Origin of the sequence: Bradyrhizobium manausense, assembly GCF_018131105.1 — a bacterium.
GTDB lineage: Bacteria > Pseudomonadota > Alphaproteobacteria > Rhizobiales > Xanthobacteraceae > Bradyrhizobium > Bradyrhizobium manausense_B.
In genome coordinates this window covers 18455-35760 of record NZ_JAFCJI010000007.1, presented here as the reverse complement: position 1 = coordinate 35760, position 17306 = coordinate 18455, and the positions used below count along the sequence as shown (strand labels likewise).

General features: G+C 62.3%; 17 protein-coding genes. 16 read left to right on the top strand and 1 reads right to left on the bottom strand.

The annotated features are described in order from the left end of the window. The first annotated feature begins 30 nt into the window (after positions 1 to 30). The 7 genes from JQ631_RS30855 (at position 31) to JQ631_RS30825 (ending at position 9184) form a co-directional block, all read left to right on the top strand. Positions 31 to 834 carry a SapC family protein gene (locus JQ631_RS30855; RefSeq protein ID WP_283841836.1) on the top strand — a complete coding sequence of 268 codons (804 nt, stop codon included), beginning with the start codon at positions 31 to 33 and terminating at the stop codon, positions 832 to 834. Positions 835 to 956: 122 nt separating this feature from the next. After that, the gene (locus JQ631_RS30850; protein WP_212333430.1) at positions 957 to 2819 is read left to right on the top strand and encodes a GAF domain-containing protein; all 1863 of its coding nucleotides are present in this window, start codon (positions 957 to 959) and stop codon (positions 2817 to 2819) included. Positions 2820 to 2832: 13 nt separating this feature from the next. Next, the gene (locus tag JQ631_RS30845) at positions 2833 to 4980 is read left to right on the top strand and encodes a peptidase M50 (RefSeq protein WP_212333427.1); all 2148 of its coding nucleotides are present in this window, start codon (positions 2833 to 2835) and stop codon (positions 4978 to 4980) included. 7 nt (positions 4981 to 4987) lie between these two features. After that, positions 4988 to 6988 carry a preprotein translocase subunit SecA gene (locus JQ631_RS30840; RefSeq protein ID WP_212333424.1) on the top strand — a complete coding sequence of 667 codons (2001 nt, stop codon included), beginning with the start codon at positions 4988 to 4990 and terminating at the stop codon, positions 6986 to 6988. Beyond that, positions 6985 to 7914 (top strand): efflux RND transporter periplasmic adaptor subunit, encoded by a 930-nt coding sequence (locus JQ631_RS30835; protein ID WP_212333421.1) that lies wholly within the window; start codon positions 6985 to 6987, stop codon positions 7912 to 7914. The genes JQ631_RS30840 and JQ631_RS30835 overlap by 4 nt, the downstream gene beginning before the upstream one ends. An 86-nt stretch (positions 7915 to 8000) precedes the next feature. After that, entirely contained in the window at positions 8001 to 8264 is a 264-nt protein-coding gene (locus JQ631_RS30830; RefSeq protein WP_212333418.1) for a cold shock domain-containing protein, read from the top strand. 515 nt (positions 8265 to 8779) lie between these two features. After that, positions 8780 to 9184 (top strand): hypothetical protein, encoded by a 405-nt coding sequence (locus JQ631_RS30825; RefSeq protein WP_212333415.1) that lies wholly within the window; start codon positions 8780 to 8782, stop codon positions 9182 to 9184. Positions 9185 to 9439: 255 nt separating this feature from the next. Here the strand turns inward: JQ631_RS30825 and JQ631_RS30820 are convergent, their stop codons facing one another. Continuing rightward, a complete protein-coding gene (locus JQ631_RS30820) occupies positions 9440 to 9727 on the bottom strand; it encodes a hypothetical protein (protein ID WP_212333412.1) in 288 nt (95 codons plus the stop codon). A gap of 201 nt (positions 9728 to 9928) precedes the next feature. Between JQ631_RS30820 and JQ631_RS30815 the strand changes: the two genes are divergently transcribed. From JQ631_RS30815 to JQ631_RS30775, 9 genes are all read left to right on the top strand, one after another. Further along, positions 9929 to 10393 carry a pilus assembly protein N-terminal domain-containing protein gene (locus tag JQ631_RS30815; protein WP_212333408.1) on the top strand — a complete coding sequence of 155 codons (465 nt, stop codon included), beginning with the start codon at positions 9929 to 9931 and terminating at the stop codon, positions 10391 to 10393. Positions 10394 to 10768: 375 nt separating this feature from the next. Beyond that, positions 10769 to 10978, top strand: coding sequence for a hypothetical protein (locus JQ631_RS30810; protein ID WP_212333405.1), 210 nt, complete (start codon positions 10769 to 10771; stop codon positions 10976 to 10978). 115 nt (positions 10979 to 11093) lie between these two features. After that, complete coding sequence (locus JQ631_RS30805; protein WP_212333402.1) at positions 11094 to 11303, top strand: hypothetical protein; 210 nt, start codon at positions 11094 to 11096, stop codon at positions 11301 to 11303. Positions 11304 to 11368: 65 nt separating this feature from the next. Continuing rightward, a complete protein-coding gene (locus JQ631_RS30800; protein ID WP_212333400.1) occupies positions 11369 to 11875 on the top strand; it encodes an A24 family peptidase in 507 nt (168 codons plus the stop codon). Between the two features lies 1 nt (position 11876). Continuing rightward, positions 11877 to 12839 (top strand): Flp pilus assembly protein CpaB, encoded by a 963-nt coding sequence (cpaB, locus tag JQ631_RS30795; protein ID WP_212333397.1) that lies wholly within the window; start codon positions 11877 to 11879, stop codon positions 12837 to 12839. Further along, the gene (locus tag JQ631_RS30790; RefSeq protein ID WP_212333494.1) at positions 12839 to 14035 is read left to right on the top strand and encodes a CpaE/TadZ family protein; all 1197 of its coding nucleotides are present in this window, start codon (positions 12839 to 12841) and stop codon (positions 14033 to 14035) included. The genes cpaB and JQ631_RS30790 overlap by 1 nt, the downstream gene beginning before the upstream one ends. After that, a complete protein-coding gene (locus tag JQ631_RS30785) occupies positions 14032 to 15480 on the top strand; it encodes a TadA family conjugal transfer-associated ATPase (RefSeq protein ID WP_212333394.1) in 1449 nt (482 codons plus the stop codon). The genes JQ631_RS30790 and JQ631_RS30785 overlap by 4 nt, the downstream gene beginning before the upstream one ends. Continuing rightward, entirely contained in the window at positions 15480 to 16409 is a 930-nt protein-coding gene (locus tag JQ631_RS30780) for a type II secretion system F family protein (RefSeq protein WP_212333391.1), read from the top strand. Before JQ631_RS30785 ends, JQ631_RS30780 begins: the two co-directional genes overlap by 1 nt. Beyond that, entirely contained in the window at positions 16406 to 17302 is an 897-nt protein-coding gene (locus tag JQ631_RS30775) for a type II secretion system F family protein (protein WP_212333388.1), read from the top strand. The genes JQ631_RS30780 and JQ631_RS30775 overlap by 4 nt, the downstream gene beginning before the upstream one ends. The last annotated feature ends 4 nt before the right edge of the window (positions 17303 to 17306 follow it).

The following is a 17306-nucleotide window of genomic DNA, read 5'->3' as shown; positions in this document are numbered from 1 at the left end:
GCCCGAAATTGCAAGGGAAGGAGCCTAGTAATGACTGCCCAGTTGTTGATTTACGAAACCGTTATTCCGTTATCCGCCGCGCGGCACCGCGGCTGCGCAGTCGAGATGGCCAGGAATTATGGCTTCAGCAGCAAGACCAATTCGGTACCCTTGATGGCGGTCGAGTTTCCCGCCGCGGCATCCGAATATGCGATCGTGTTTGCCGGCACCAAGGACAACGTCATGCCGGCCGTCATTCTCGGCGTGCGAGACAGCGAAAACCTGTTTCTGTCGGAGGATTCCAAATGGGACGGCAAGTATGTCCCGGCTTTCCTCCGTCGCTATCCGTTTGTGTTCTCGACCAGCTCCGATGGCGAGAGGTTCGTCCTCTGCATCGACGAGGCTTATTCGGGATTTAACCGCGATGGTCGGGGACAAAAGCTGTTCGATGACGACAGCAAGCCCACCCAGTATGTCCAGAACATCCTGACTTTCCTGCAGGAATATCAGGCCCAGTTCAACCGCACCCAGGCCTTCTGCCGCAAGGTGCGCGAACTCGATCTGCTCGAGCCGATGCAGGCCCAGGTCGAGCTCGCCTCGGGCGAAAAGCTGTCGCTCGCGGGATTCATGGCGGTGAATCGGGAGAAGCTGAAGGCTCTGCCCGGTGAAAAGCTTGCCGAGCTTGCCAAGACGGATGAACTGGAGCTGCTTTATCTTCACCTTCAGTCGATGCGCAACTTCCAGGCTCTTCCGTCGCGCCTCTCGGTTGTCAAGGGAACGGCTCCGGCGGCGAGCGGTCCTGACGGTGCCGCGGAGGCGGGCGATCACCTGAACGGGGCGAGAGCATCCGCCTAGAGAACGGGTCACGCCGTGCCTCCTTGTGAATGCGACGCCTCAGCGTCGCCTCCGTCGCGCGCGCCGCGATGCTGCCCGTTAATGCAGCATCGCGGGCATAGCTCCGAGAGCGATAAGTAGCCATGACCACCGCGTCCCCGATCTATTCCTTCACCGAGGACGCAGCGCGTGCCGAATCGATAGCCTGGGCCAAATTTTCGGCCGCCAAGGACAGTGCCGAGTTTTGCGCAAGCTGGCTCGCAATTCTTTGTCTGCAGGTCGAGCGGGTGGGCGGCGGGCTTCTGCTGCTGGGGCCCGACAAGGATGGCAGCTACGTGCCCGCGGCGGTGTGGCCCCATCCCGGTCTGGACATGCAATATCTCAGTCCGGCCGCCGAACGGGCTCTGACCGAGCGACGCGGAATCGTGCTGCCCTCGGAGGGGATTGGCGCGTCGCGCGAACACCACGCGTTCATCGGCTATCCGATTGAAGTGTCCGGCACCCTGCATGGGGTCGTCGTGCTCGATATCGGGCCTGGCCCCGAAGCGACGTTGCAACGGGCCCTGCGGTTGTTGCATTGGGCCAGCGCCTGGCTGATTGACCAGTTCCGCAAGGGCGCACTGGAGGAGCGCGACGCGCGGCTTGCGCGTATGGGGCTCGCCATGGACATTGTGGCGACCGCCATGCAGGAGCGCTACTTCTCGGCGGCGGCGCTGGCTGTCGCCAACGAACTTGCGGGACGCCTGGCGTGCGATCGGGTGAGCGTGGGACTCGAGCGTTCAGGCAGCGTCGAAGTCAAGGCGATCTCGCATACCGCGACCTTCGACCCCAAAATGGACCTTGGCCGGCGCATCGGCAATGCCATGGACGAGGTGCTCGACCTCGACGTCGCGCTCGTGTTCCCTCCGCGTGACGACGTCGAGAGCGCGGCCCTCGCGCATGCCGATCTCGCGCGCGAGTACAGGGATATTGCGGTGTGCTCGGTGCCGCTCGCGGACGGCGGACATGCAACCGGCGTGCTGACTCTGGAACGCACCGCAGGCGAGCCCTTCGACACCGAAACCGTCGAGCTGTGCAAGACGGTTGGCGCGCTGCTCGGTCCGATCCTGAAGCTCAAGCGTGAAAACGAGCGCGGCGTCGTCCGACATGCCGGGACCTCGTTGCACCATGGCCTGGAGCTCCTGTTCGGACCGCGCCATCCGGGCGCGAAGCTCGTCGGGTTGTTGCTGGTGGGCGTCATCTTGTTCTTCAGTGTCGCGACTGGCACCTATCGTGTCGCGGCAAAGACGGTGATCGAAGGAGCGGTGCAGCGCATCGCGGCGGCACCGTTCGATGGGTATATCGCACAAAGCTTCGTTCGCGCAGGCGACACCGTGCATGCCGGGCAGGTGTTGTGCAAACTGGACGACCGGGAACTCAAGCTCGAACAAACACGGTTGTCGTCCGAGCGCGAGCAGCTTGACCGCAAATACCGGCAGGCGCTGGCTGCACAGGAGCGTGCGACCATGACGATCCTCCAGGCCCAGATCGAGCAGGTCGATGCCATGTTGTCGCTCGTCACCGACAAGCTCGCGCGTGCCACGCTGCTCGCGCCGTTCGACGGCATTGTCGTTGCGGGCGACCTGCACCAGCTCCTCGGGACGCCGGTCGAACTGGGCAAGATGCTCTTCACGGTCGCGCCATTGGACAGCTATCGCGTCATTCTGCAGGTCGAGGAGCGAGACATTTCCTACGTCAGGCTCGGTCAACAGGGCGAGCTCACCCTCTCGGGTATCCCGCACCGGCGGATGGATTTCTCGGTCGAGCAAATGACGCCAGTCTCGACCGCCCAGGAGGGCCGCAACTATTTCCGGGTGGAGGCGCGGCTCCAGAATGCATCCGACCGCGTGCGACCCGGCATGGAGGGCGTTGGAAAGATCGATGTCGGCGAACGCAAGCTGATCTGGATCTGGACGCACAATTTCGTGGATTGGGTTCGCCTGTCGATTTGGAAATGGTTGTTCTGATTGCGAGGTCGTGGTGAACGCGCCGTTGCTCAGCAATTGGTGGTATCGAGTCGCAGCGCGAAAGCCGAAGTTGCGTGCACATGCGCGATTGCATCGGCACATCTATCGCGGCGAAGTGTGGTATTTGTTGCAGGATCGCGCCTCTTCGCGGGTGCATCGCTTCAGCCCGTCCGCGCGGCTGATTGTCTCGTTAATGGACGGAACGCATTCCGTCGAGCAGTTGTGGGAACTTGCGAACCGTCACCTGGGTGAAGACGCACCCAGCCAGGACGAGCTCATCCAATTGCTTGGCCAACTGCATGCCGCCGACCTGTTGGAAAGCGATGTAACCCCCGACGTCGCCGAGCTTTTTGCACGCAGCGAGCGCGAGCAAAGGGCTCGCCATTTGCGTTCCTATGGCAATCCCATGGCGATCCGCATTCCGCTGTTTGATCCGGATAAGCTGCTCAATCGCTGGGCGGGTCTTGTACGGTTGATCTGGAGCGGCTGGGGGGCGATCGCGTGGCTCGCGGTCGTGCTTCCGGCCTTCATTCTGGTCTGGCCGCATTGGCCGGAGCTCAGCCACAATTTCAGCGACCGCGTGTTGGCGGTCGACAATCTGTTCATCATCTATCTGGTCTTCCCGGCGATCAAGGCGTTGCACGAACTGGGGCATGCCTCCGCCACCAAGGCCGGGGGCGGAGAGGTGCACGATCTCGGCATGATCCTGCTGGTCTTGCTGCCGGTTCCTTACGTCGATGCGTCGGCCGCCACCGTTTTCAGATCCAAGTATCGGCGCGCGCTCGTCGGTGCGGCCGGTATGGGTGTCGAGCTCTTTGTCGCGGCGATCGCGTTCTACCTGTGGCTCCTGGTCGAGCCGGGGTTGGTGCGGGCGATCCTGTTCAATGTGATGCTGATCGCGAGCGTGTCGACACTTCTGTTCAACGGCAATCCGCTGCTTCGCTACGACGCTTACTACATTCTGGTGGATCTCATCGAGATTCCGAATCTGGCGGCGCGGTCGGCGCGTTATTGGGGCTACTTGTTCGAGCGATACCTGCTTGGCGTCTCCGACCTGGAGCGGCCGGACGATTCCGGTGTGGAGCGGGCATGGCTCTTCTTCTACGGCTTTGCTTCGACCGTCTACCGCATCATGGTGACGATCTTCATTGCGTTGTTCATCGCGGGACAGTTCTTCTTCATCGGCGTTATTCTCGCCGTATGGGCAGTAGGCGCAATGGCGGTGCTGCCGGTTGTAAAGGCGGTGCGTCATCTCGTGGAAAACCCGCGCCTGCGCAAGCATCGCGCCCGTTCTGTTGCGGTAACGGCCGGACTCCTGCTCGGCCTGGCTTTCTTTCTGCTCGCCGTCCCGATGCCCTATCATTCCAACGTCGAGGGGGTGTTGTGGCTGCCTGAAGAAGCCATGGTGCGCGCAGCTTCGAATGGCTTCGTCCATGAACTCCTGGTGACGCCGGGAACGCAGGTCGCACTGGGTGACCCGTTGGTCGAGAGTCGCGAGCCGACACTCGTTGCGCAGTTGCGCAGGAGCGAGGCCAAGGTGACGGAACTGCAGGCCGAATATGCTGCGGAGTTCGTGTCGGATCGGGCAAAGGCCCAGATTGTCCGCGATAAACTTGAACTCGAGCGCGCAAATTTGAGCCTCGCCCGCGATCGCGCTTCGGACCTTGTGGCTCGTGCTCGCAGCGATGGTGTGTTTGTCGTGCCGCAAATGGTCGACATTCCCGGCCGCTACTACCGTCGGGGTGAGCTGCTTGGCTACGTTGTCGGAAATACGACGCCGCTGGCACGCGTCGTCGTTCCTCAGGAGGCGGTTGACAGAGTACGCCTCACGACGGACCGCATCCAGGTCCGTCCGGTGGACCAGCCGCGGCTGATCCTGGAGGGGCGCGTTTTGCGGGCGGTGCCGGCCGGTGGTGAATACCTGCCCAGCGCAGCACTGAGTGTGGAGGGAGGCGGGGATATTGCGACTGACCCGCGGGACGCGAAGGGGCCGAAGACGCTGCAGCGGACCTTTCAATTCGACATCGAGCTTGAAGGTCTGGAGGCGGTGGACCATTTCGGCCAGCATGTCTTCGTTCGGTTCGAACACCGGAAGGAGCCGCTGGCGGTGCAATGGTATCGCAGCGTCAGACTGCTATTGTTGACAAACTTCCATGTCTAAGAGTGTTATGGATCTCGATCACCGCGACCTGGCGGTTGGCCGTCCCTATCCGGAGCGCGCAGACCGCGAGCCGGCGGTTCACGATCGAGTGGCCGAATATCTGGCGAAGGATCTGCTTCAACGCGCGCTCGGCGGCATACGGGATCCCGTTCGTGCGCTGATGCCTATCGTCGAGCACACCGCCGGACATGAAAATGCCCTGCGGATCATGAGCGATGACGAATTGCGTCTGCAGGTATCGGATATTCGTGCGAAACTGCGGAACTCGGGCTTTACGCTGCCTCTCGTCGGCCGATGCTTCGCGCTGGTACGGGAGGCGGCATCGCGGACCATCGGTCAGCGGCACTACGACGTCCAGCTGATTGCGGGGTTCGGTCTGCTGAAGGGCAGACTGGTGGAGATGGCGACCGGAGAAGGCAAGACCGTTGCTGCCACGTTGCCTGCGGCCGCGGTGGCGCTGGCCGGGTATCCCGTGCATCTCATTACGGTCAACGATTACCTTGCCCAACGCGACGCAAGCGAGATGAGGCCGCTCTATGAGTTCCTGGGCCTGAGTGTCGGGACCGTGGTCCAGGGCATGCCGAGATCCGAGCGGCGTCGCGCCTATGCAAGTGCAGTGACATATTGCACCAACAAGGAGCTTGCATTCGACTATCTGCGCGACCGTGTCGCGCTGGCGCATCGAAGCAGCAGTTTACACCTGTCACTCGAGCGGCTGCGCGGAAATTTGCGACGGGACGAGGATCTCGTGCTACGCGGGCTCTATTTTGGCATCGTCGACGAAGCAGACAGTATTTTCATCGATGAAGCGCGCACGCCCCTCATCCTGTCGTCGTCGACGGGGGCCGCCGAGGAAAAATTGCAATGCGAGCAGGCCCTTCAGTTCGCGAGCTCTCTCGTCGCGGGAGAGCACTATGAGATCGATCTCGCAGAGCGAAGTCTGGCGCTGACCAAGGGAGGGTGCCGAGAGGTCGGACGGCTCGCTGACGAGCTGCACGGCGTTTGGAGTTCGGTTCGGGCTCGCGAGGAGCTTGTGACCCAGGCTCTCTCCGCAATGTTGCTGTTCAACCGCGATCAGCACTATGTCGTCATGGACGGCAAGGTGCAAATCGTGGACGAGTCGACGGGACGCGTGATGCCCGACCGCTCCTGGGAACGTGGCCTTCATCAGCTGATCGAGATCAAGGAAGATTGCGAGCCGACTGAGCGGCGCGAGACGCTCGCGCGCATCACTTATCAGCGGCTGTTTCGTCGCTACATTCGCCTGTCCGGAATGACGGGTACCGCCCGCGAGGTCGCGCGGGAGATCAAATCCGTGTACGGCCTCGATGTCGTTCGCATCCCGCTGAACCGGCCCTCGCAGCGTCGCGTGGCTCCCCCTCTGGTATGCACGACCCCGGTTGAAAAGCTGCGGGTCATTGCCGACAGGGTGGAGCGGCTGGCCGTGACCGAAGGCAGGGCGGTTTTGATCGGCACCCGCTCGGTTGGCGCGTCCGAGGAGATCAGCGCGGCCTTGAATGCTCGCGGCATCACGCATGCGCTCTTGAACGCGAAGCAGGACCAGGATGAGGCGGAGGTCGTCGCGAGGGCAGGCGAGCCCGCGCGCGTGACGGTGGCGACGAATATGGCTGGCCGCGGGACCGATATCCGGCTTGACCCGGGCGTTGCCGCGCGGGGCGGCCTGCATGTCATCTTGACCGAGTACCACGATTCCCGGCGGGTCGATCGCCAGCTATTCGGTCGCTGCGCACGGCAGGGCGATCCCGGCAGCTGCGAGGCCATCGTTTCACTTCAGGACGACGTATTCATGATCCATGCAGGATCGATGACGCGCCTGATTGCGCGACTCGTCGGTACGCGCATTCCTGTTCCGTTGCGGGTCTACCATTCGTTACGCTGGCTGGCTCAATTCCAGGCGGAGCGGCGACATGGCTATGTGCGCGTCCAGAATGTGAAGCTGGATCGTCGGCTGGACCGGGTGCTTGCGTTTTCGGGGAGGGGCGAATGAGACAGGTCCGGACATTTGGATGCATCGACGACTTGCGGGCGCAGTTCCGGGATTGCAATCACGACAGTGACGATGCGGGGCGCCCTGACGCGTCGGGCGTGTGGCGTAGAGGTCTCGCGATTCTGATCGTCTCGATGGTGGCGGGCGCAGGATGCGCCAACGCGCAAGAGACGAAGCCGGAGGGGCAGTTCGATTGCCTGATACAGCCGAAAATGGTTCTCAAGCTCGGAACGTCGGTTCCGGGTCTCCTGAGCGAAGTGCTGGTCGATCGTGGTGACGTCATAAAGAAGGGAGATGTCGTTGCGCGGCTCGAATCGGGAGTCGAGCAGGCGGCGGTGCTGCTGGCGAAGGCTCGTGCCGAGAACGACGCGACGGTTCGCTCGAGCATCGCCAAACTCGAATTCCTCCGGCGCAAGGACGAGCGATCCAAGCTATTGCGCAAGAATGATACGGTTTCGGTCGCGGTTGCCGACGAGGCGGAGACGAGTGCGCGCGTGGCCGAACAGGATGTCGAGGAAGCGAAGGTCAACCTCGCTCTTGCTGGGCTCGAAGTGGCCCGCGCCAACGAAGTCCTGAAACTGCGTACCATCCGCAGCCCCATCGACGGCGTGGTGGTCGAGCGCAAACTGGGGCCGGGCGAATATGCGTACGACCAGGCCCATCTTCTGACGATTTCGCAAATCGATCCGCTGCTGGTCGAGGTTTATGTTCCGCTCAGCCAGTTCGGAAAGATCCATGTGGGGGCGTCTGCGGAGATTCGTCCCGAGGAACCGGTAGGCGGCCGATACGCCGCGCGCGTGACGGTCGTCGATCAGGTCTTCGACGCGGCGAGCGGGACGATCGGTGTTCGCCTTGAATTGCCGAACCCGAACTATGCGCTTCCCGCCGGCCTCAAATGTCGCGTCCGTTTTCCCGGTGTCGGCTGACACGAATATCGAGCAGGTGAGGAAATCCGGTTAGCCCAACGAGTAATTCCGCGAACCATGCGTCTATCGAACTGAAAGGTTGCAGGATGCTGGAAGGTACAATCAAGACCTATCACGGCGACCGGGCATTCGGCTTCATCCGGCCGGATTCCGGCGGCACCGACATATTCTTTCATCTCAAATCGTTTTCGCCCGGCCTGACGCCCGAGGCCGGTGCCCGGGTGACCTACAATCTGGCTCCCGATCAGCGGTCCGGCAAGCGGCAGGCGGTCAGCGTCCGGGTGCTCGCCAATGCGCCTGGCGTGGCTGTTCTGACCCGCTATATCAGATCGCCACGCCTGCACCGGTAATCGATGGTTGGTCGGCAGCGAGCTGCCGAAGCCGGCGGTTTGCGCCTCGTCTTGAGGAGGACATCATGCTCACACGCCTTCGCAAGCTCGTTTTCCATATCCGGTATCGCGCCCCCGCCGCGCGCTTCGCCGAAAGCATCCGCCGCGTGAACCGCCTCGTGCGCCTCATGTCGACGATGCAACGAAGGTCTCCCCGCAAGGCTGGACCAGGTTGATGACGCCGTGAGCACGCCTTTACCGGCGACATAAACCGGATTTACGGCGTTTTAACCATAAGCGCGCAGCCTTGGTCCCGGCGTCGGACCGGCCATCAACGCTTGGCCCGTCCGCGCGACCAGTTGAAGGCAACGTCTCTGCGGCCGTCGAACCGGTACGGGATCATGATCGACATCTTGCGCGGACTTCAGCCCCCACATTGGCTCATCATCGCAGGCTGCGTGCTGGTAGTTCTCGGCTCGGCCGGCGTCGTGATCAACAGGCGTAAATTCCGCTAGGACAGGATTGCGTCGGCCATCATGCCCACGGGTTATCGCAGACGGTTGACGATGAAATGCGCCCGGCATGCCGCCGCCCTGGCGCTGTCGATCTGGGGCGCGGGCTGCGCGACGTTTGAACCGGTCCGCGCCGGCGCGACAAGGTCGGTTTCGTGGGATGGACTTGGGCGAAATCCCAATCAGGCCAGGTCTCCGATGCGCCATCCGGTGGCGGCACAGCCGGCGTCGGTGGACCGCATCAGCGAGCGGGAGCGGACGCTGACGACGCTGCGCCCGTACTCCAGCGCCTGGTGGGCCGTTCACGACGACATCGAAGGCGAGCGGGACCGGCAGCTGGCCGAAAAACTCGTCATCTGCCGCGATTGCCTGCCGAGCTTCAATACCGCCGAGACGACCGGCTCGTTGGCCGGGAGCGGAAGCCGCTGACGGCGGGCCGGCGGGGATAAACGTTCGTTAAATGACAGGCACGCTGACATAAATTCCCCAGACAGGAAATCCTCCGGAAACCAGATTTCCAGGCGCCGACATGGCCCTGAAACCTGGCGGGGCTAGGCTTTTATTGTTTCGAGTAATGGGGATTTATCATGTGGGTCATCATTAACGAGCTGTACCGCGAATACTGCCTGGCCCGGATCAGCGAAATGCGGAAGCTCGAGCTGTCGCATTGAGGTCGATCACGGCTCATTCGTCAGGATGGCAGATCAGCCGGCGAGGGTGCTCGGTGCCGAGTTCGGACATGAGATAGGCCGGGGCCCGGCTTTGCGGAAACACCCGCTCCGCCAGATCGCCGTCGCAGCGCTTGATCTTGGTGACGTAGTCGCACCACTCATTGTCGCGGGGCTGGCGCAGGCGGGGATCAAGGTCGGGGCAGGGCCTCTCGTCGACCATGTACGCGGTCTGCCCGTGCGCGCCGCCGGCGGACATCCAGCAGCAGGCGATAAAAACGGATAAACCGAAGTAAATGCGCATGCGTGTCCCCAGCCGCCCCAGCGATTCAGCTTCTCTCAAGCCTTGCATAAACGCAAGGTCGTGGCCTCCCGGATCAACACGAAACAGACTGTCGCGGCGGGCTATGCTAATCTTCTCCGGCCGCGTGTAAATTGCGGTGATGAGCTTCCTGTTTCCCGGGAGGAATTTTTTATGAGACACGTAATTTTACCGGCAGCCTTGATGTCGCTTTTTGCCCTCTGCATCGGCCCCGCGAACGCGCAGCGAATGCAGGAGATCGTCGCCACCGAGACGATCGAGCTTCGCGCCGAGCAGGCCCGCACCTTCACGCTGGATCAGCCGGTGAACAGGTTCTCGCTTTCGATCGAAGACATCGCGCAGGTGATTCCGGAAACCGATCGCGTGTTCACGATCCGCGGCCTGAAAGCCGGTCGCGTCATGATGACGGCCTATGCTGCCGATGGCCAGGTCGTCCACCGCGCCACGGTCATCGTGGACCAGACCCAGGGGCTGGTGAAACTCTATCGCGCCGACGTGAAGGATTATGTCGGCTTTTTCTGCACCAGCCTCTCGTGCGGCCGGGCCGATCCCGACGCCAAGCCGCTGCCTTACGGGGCCACACCGGACGGCCAGCAGCAGCAGCGAAGCGAGGGCAGCAGCGCGGCGCCGCCGAAGGAGCCCCAGTGAGGCAATAGGCTGGCGGGCCCGGCTTCGGCGCACGACGCATAGCCGTTGGCGCCTGCGGCCTGCTGTTCATCGGAAATTCGGAATCGCGTTGGCATCAGCGTTCCCGGCAAGCGGACGGCGATGATAAATCGTCGCGTCCCGCGCCCGGCGAATCCATCGCACGCTTCGTTCATGTGCAGATAAACCCGCAATTTAACGGGCTTTAGCGCCTTAAATCCTGTTCCCGGCCGTAGTCTTCCGGGCGCCCAGAGTAAGGTTAAAAAACGATTAGCAGGTGACACCTTTAAAGAAAAACATTAGAGTTTTATGCAGTTGGCTGAATTTTGCTGCCAACGGTAATGGTCAATTCATCTTAGTAACGAGGGATTTTCTCCTATGTTGAAGTTTTACATCCAGACCACCGAAGCCATGAAGCAGCTGCGCGCGGACACGAACGGCGTTGTGTCGTTCGAATACGTGATCGTTGCCGCCTGCATCGTCGGTGCGGTCGCTGCCGCTTTCGGCACCACCGCAGGTGGCGGCATCGCCACTGCCCTCACCACCGCCATCGGCAAGATCACCACCGCGGTCGCCTCGGCTGCCTAAGAGCGGATGGAGCCGCCAGGCGAGCTCAGCCTCGCCTGCACCTGATCCCGTTGGCGGCTTTTCTGCCAACGGCGCTCCATGTAGCGTTCATTATTTTGGAAAAGGGATTACGCCTATGCTGAAGCATTATTTCAAAGCCAAGGAGGCCCTGAGCCTTTTGCGCGCGGACAAGGAAGGCGTCGTGTCTTTCGAGTACGTGATCGTTGCCGCCTGCATCGTCGGCGCCGTTGCCGCTGCGTTCGGAACGGACGGTGCCGGTGCAATCGGTACTGCGCTCACGACTGCGATCGGCAAGATCACCACCGCTGTCGCTTCTGCCGCTTGACGCAGAAGATCGTCTGAAGACGGGGGCACTGTACGTGCCCTCCGTCTCGTCTGAGGCGAAATTTCATGAACTGGATTGCGTCCACGACCTCGTGTCTGGAAATCGCATTGTTGTTGTATGTCGCAACCATCGATATCGCGACACGGTTGATCCGAAACGAGATTTGTCTGGCGTTGGCGTTGCTTGGAATTGTCGGCGAATTAGCCAGTCCGATGCAGCTTGGCCAGTCGCTGTTCGTCGCCGCATTGCTGTTCCTGGTGCTCTTCGTCATCTATCAGCGCGGGATGATCGGCGGCGGCGATGTCAAGTTGCTGGTTGCTCTGGCGGTCGGTCTTCCATTGAGCGGCGTCGTTGAGCTGCTGACCGTTACCGCACTCGCCGGGGGCGTCCTGGCCGCCATGCATATGATGATGCGCCACCTGCCGTATCCGAAGCTGGCGCCCGCCGGATCCTCGCTTGTGCGTCGGGTCTATGCCGTCGAGCGCTGGCGCCACTTGCGGCATGCACCGCTGCCCTATGGGGTTGCCATCGCGTGCGGCGGTATCTGGACAATTTTGAGCAAAGGATTTTGACATGTCGTCCGCTCTGCGCGTCTCCGTCATCATGGTGCTGTTGCTCGCAGCCGTCGCGCTCGGGCTGATTGCCTATAATGCGAACGAGGCGAAGGGACCGGTCGTCGCGGACGCGGTCGCGGAAAAGCTGCCGGCCGCGCCCACGACCGTCAGCTATTTTGTTGCGACACGTCCCCTTGCCAGGGGAACGCTGGCACGCGAGGAGGATTTCGCGGTGCGTCAGGTGACGCCGGATCGCGTCCCCTCGGGGGCGATCCTCGAAACGCCTGATACCAAGGTTGGACTTCCCGGGTCGCTGGTTCGCAAGTTCGTCGACGCCGGCAGCCCGATCACGCTGCAGGACATCCTGCGCCCGCGCGATCGCGGCTTCCTCGCCAGCGTGCTGGCGCCGGACAGCCGTGCCATCAGCATCAAGGTCGACGAGGAGTCCGGCGTCTCCGGCCTGGTACGGCCGGGTGATCATGTCGATGTCGTTCTGACCCAGGTGTTCGAGAAGGCGGATCCCGCCCGTCGCGCGATGAGCGAGACGATTCTGCGAAATGTCCGCGTCATCGCGATCGACCAGGAGCTGGTGCAGGGCGGGCGCACCATCAGCACCGTCACCGGCAAGTTGCCGCAAACCGTCTCGCTCGAGCTGACGCAGGAGCAGGTGAAGAAGGTCACGGTGGCCAAGCAGCTCGGAACCCTGTCGCTCGCGGTGCGGGCCGCCATCGACCAGTGGGACAAGGCTGACGCCGGCGTGATCTCGAGCTGCGACGTCTCGCCGGAGCTCGCGCGCCAGAATGCGATCGCCGGCCAGAGAACGGCCGTGGTCGTTCATTCCGGCGGCGATGTGAGGCAGTACACGGTCAGGAAGCAGGACGCCGAAAGCGTTGAGGCGGCCGTGACCTGCGACGGATCGGAAGCCGCGGAGCGCACCGCAAGCGCGATTGGCCTTGGTGCCAAGTTGCCGGAGAAGCGTTGATGAACATGGCAGTGGTCACTCCGTCCCAGGAAACGACATCCGTCGTCACGCGCAGCCGGATTGTCTGTTTCGTCAATGACGAGGTCAGCGCCAGCGCCCTCGGCAAGGGCCTCGAAGGCAGCAATCTCTCGATCAAGAACGGCACCATCCGCAGCGCCATCAAGATGCTGGAGACGGATACCGATCTGCTCGCTTTGGTGACCGATATCAGCGGCATCGATGATCCCTTTCCCGAGCTGGAGCGCCTGGCGGGCGTCTGCCCGCCGGATGTCCGCGTGGCCCTGATTGGCGACAACAGGGAGATCACCTTCTACCGCGCGCTGATCGATCTCGGCCTCACGGAATATCTTCCGAAGCCGCTCACGCGGGATATCGTGCTGGACCAGTTGCGCCCGAAGCTGCTGGGCGACGTGTCGCATGCCCCGGCCGATCGCAGCGGGCATGTGGTCTCGATTTGCGGTGCGCAGGGCGGCGCCGGTGCAACGAGTGTAGCGATCAACCTTGCGATGCAGCTGGCCGAGACGACGAAGGCCAAGGTCGCGTTGCTCGACCTGCATCTGCAGGGCGGTGAAACCGCGGTCATGCTGGGCGTTCGTCCGGGGCCCGGCCTGCGTATTGCCCTCGAGAACCCGATGCGGGCCGACACCCTGTTTCTGGAGCGCACTGCAATCGAGGTGAACGATCGCGTGAGCCTGATCTCCGGCGATGAAGAACTCGACGCCAAGCTCGACATCACCGAGGCGGGCGTGCGGCACGTGCTGGGCCTGCTCCGCCAGCGGTTCAACTACATCGTGGTCGATGTGCCGGTGCCCTTCGCGGCCTCCATGTACCCGGTGATCCAGATGTCCCGTCATGTGCTGGTGCTGCTGGAAGCCGAGGTGACCGGACTGCGCAATGCCCATGCCCTGCGCAACGCGGTCACCAACATCGCCGGCAAGGATCGGGTCTTTACCTTGCTTAACCGCGCGAACCGACCCGGGGGGCTGCCCAAGGCGACCATCGTCAAGGCGCTGGGTGCAGAGCCTGACATGGTGATCCCTGATCTCGGCAAGGGAATGACCCAGGCCGTCAACCTCGGCATCCCGGCTCTGAAGCACGTGCGTGGGCTGCGGCGTCACCTGGCTCCGATCGTGCGGGAGATCACCGGCGTCGGCTCCAAGGAAAAGAGGCGGTGGAAAAGGTGGCTCGGGCTATGAAGAAGTTCGGCAGGCGCCCAGACGAGATGCCGATCTCTTTGTCGATGCGGACGGCGGAGGCGCCGGGCGCGCCGCCGCCGTTGCCCGTCCCGCCGCCGATTGCGCCTAACGTGATGTCAATTGTGCCGAATGGGGAGCCTCCGGCTCTGTCCGTGTCGACGCAGAAGCGCGAGGAGCCTGCAACAGGGCACCCGGTCATGCCGGCCTCGTTGCGCGAGCGGGTTATCGAGCAGATCGAGCCTGCGGCGGCCGCGTCGGTCTCGCGCGAGATCCTTCGGCGGCAGATCGAGGAAATCATTCACGGCATCGCCAATCAGGACCGGCTTGAACTGTCAGGCCGCGAGCAACTGCTGCTGGCGGAAGAAATTGCGGACGACATGACCGGCTATGGGCCGCTGCGTTCGCTTCTGCTCGATGAGACCATCAACGACATCATGATCAACGGGCCGAGCAACGTCTACGTGGAACGGAGCGGCAAGCTGGAGCGGGTCGCGGTACGGTTCCGGGACAACGACCACATTGCCGCGATCGCGCAGAAGATTGCAGCGCAGGTTGGCCGGCGCGTGGACGAATCCAGTCCGATGGTGGACTGCCGTCTGCCGGACGGCAGCCGCGTCAATATCATTCTGCCGCCGCTGGCTATCCACAGTCCCTGCGTATCGATCCGAAAATTTCCGAGCCGGCGCTTGAACATTGCCGGAATGATCGAGAACGGATCCATGACTCTCGCGCTCGGACAGCTTCTGGAGATTGCCTCCCGCTGCCGGCTGAACGTTCTGGTTTCAGGAGGCACGGGCTCGGGCAAGACGACCATGCTGAATGCTCTCAGCCAGTTCATCGACCACAGCGAACGTATCGTCACAATCGAGGATGCGGCGGAGCTCCAGCTTCAGCAACCCCACGTGATCAGTCTGGAGACCCGGCCGCCGAGCCTCGAGGGTACGGGACAGGTCACGCAACGCGATCTGTTGTGGAACGCCCTGCGCATGCGTCCGGATCGCATTGTCGTCGGCGAGGTGCGCGGTGCCGAGGCCTTCGACATGCTGCAAGCGATGAACACCGGCCATGACGGCTCGATTTCGACCGTGCATGCCAACAGTACGCGTGATGCCCTGACACGTGTCGAGAACATGGTCCAGATGGGCCAGGTCAATCTGCCGTCGCGTGCGATCCGCGCACAAATCGTGGCCGCCCTGGATCTGATCGTGCAGGTCGAGCGCATGCGGGACGGACAGCGCAGGATCGTTCAGATCACCGAGGTGATTGGCCTGGAAGGCGAGGTGATCACCACCAATGACATCGCGCTGTTCGAGTACAAGGACGAGGACGTGCACGGCCGGATATCGGGCACGTATCGGTCCACGAACGCAGTTCCGAAATTCAAGAGCCGTCTCGTCTATTATGGGCTCGACCGGGCCTGGGCCGACGCGATGAGGCAGATCTGATGTCGACGCCGTTGATCATCGTCCTGGTGCTTCTGCTGTGTGCGACGATCAATACGCTGTGGCTCGACGCGCGACAGAGGCGGATGGAGCGCCGGGTCGAGGTCGCTTTGCCGACATCCGAGGCGGAAATCTCGGTGTCTATCCGTCGCGCGGCCAAGGCGTCGCGCTGGGATTTGCTCTACCGGCTCGTCAATTACCAGGCCGACATCGTTTACGCCGTGCATCCCGCCCTGGTGTTTCTGGCCGGCGCGGTGGCCGCCGGCATGGTCGTTTATGGCAACCATCGATTGCTGCAGTTTTCGACGTCTACGGTGTCGATCGCTGCTGGTGGTGTTGCCCTTCTGGTCGTGCGCGGCGTTTTCGGATGGCAGCGAAGTCGTTTCATCAACCAGCTTTTCCGCCAGCTTCCCGATGCAATACAGTTGGTGACCAGCACCGTTCGGTCGGGGTTGCCCGTCAACGAAGCCTTTCGCGCCATCGCGCGCGAGATGCCGCAGCCGACAGCGCGCGAGTTCGCGACGGTTTGCAGCGAGCTGAACCTTGGCAAGGCTCCGGAAGAGGCCGTCGAAGGGATCTATCGACGAACCCTGATTCCCGAATACGCCATGTTTGCGGTGACGCTCGCGGTCCAGCTCAAGGCGGGCGGCAGCCTGGCGGAAACCCTGCAAACGCTGGCCGAGACTGTGAGCCAACGGGTTGCCCTGGCCGCGCGCGCGAAGGCTCTGGCGGGTGAGGTCATCTTCTCGTCGCGTGCGCTCTCGCTGTCTCCGCTCATCATCGGCGGATTGCTCTATGCCATCAATCCGCAATCGATCGACCTGCTGTTCTACGATCCGACTGGAAACATGCTGCTGGCCTACGCGGCCGGATCGGTCATCGTGGGGCACTTCGTGATACGCTGGATGATCAAGAGGGAGACGGCCCTATGACTGCCGTCGTCGGTTTTGCAACGCTTGCCACGGTCGTCGCGGCCGCGATGTTCATCCTGGTCATTCGCGAGGTGCATATCCGCGCGCTGGATGCGCGCGTGGCGAGTGCCGTGCTGGGTATCCCTCACCGCCGGAGCTCCACGCAGGGCCTGATGGGTTGGCTGTCCTCGATAGGCGGTCGCTACAAGCGGTTCTATGCGGAGGAAAACCTCGAAGAGCTCCGGATGATCATTCGTTCGGCGGGTTTCAACCATTATCGAACGCTGCCGATCTGGATTGGTGTCAAAGCGGTCAGCATGTTCCTGTTTCCGCTCGCGGCTTTCTTGACGACCCAGCTTCTCGGAAAGCCGTTCCCGGACGTGATGATCTTCACGCTGTTCGGAGTGGTGATCGGAATCATGGGCCCGCGCCTGATCCTTTTTGTGTTGAAGCGGCGCTTTGATGCGGCCATCCGGCTGGGGACCCCGGATGCCATCGATCTGCTTGTCGTATGCAGCGAAGCGGGAATGGGCCTCGAAGGCGGGATTGAACGCGTCGCGGAGGAGATGAAGGAGACCAATCCGGAGATCACCCAGGTCTTGCGCGGACTGCTCGACGATCTCCGGATCTTGCCGAATCGCGCTGAAGCATTCGAGAAGCTGGGCACCAAGTCCGAAGGGCTTCGCCGCTTTGGAACGGTGATCGCCCAGAGCCTGCAATACGGAACGCCGCTCGGGCAGGCGCTGCGCGGTATTGCAGCAGACCTTCGGAGAGAGCGCATCACCAAGCTGGAGGAGCGGGCGCATAAGCTGGGCGCCAAGCTGACGATTCCGATGGTGCTGTTCATGCTTCCGGCCATGTTCGTCATCCTGGGCGGAAGCCCGTTTTTGCACCTCGCCCGTGCGTTCAAGTAGGTCA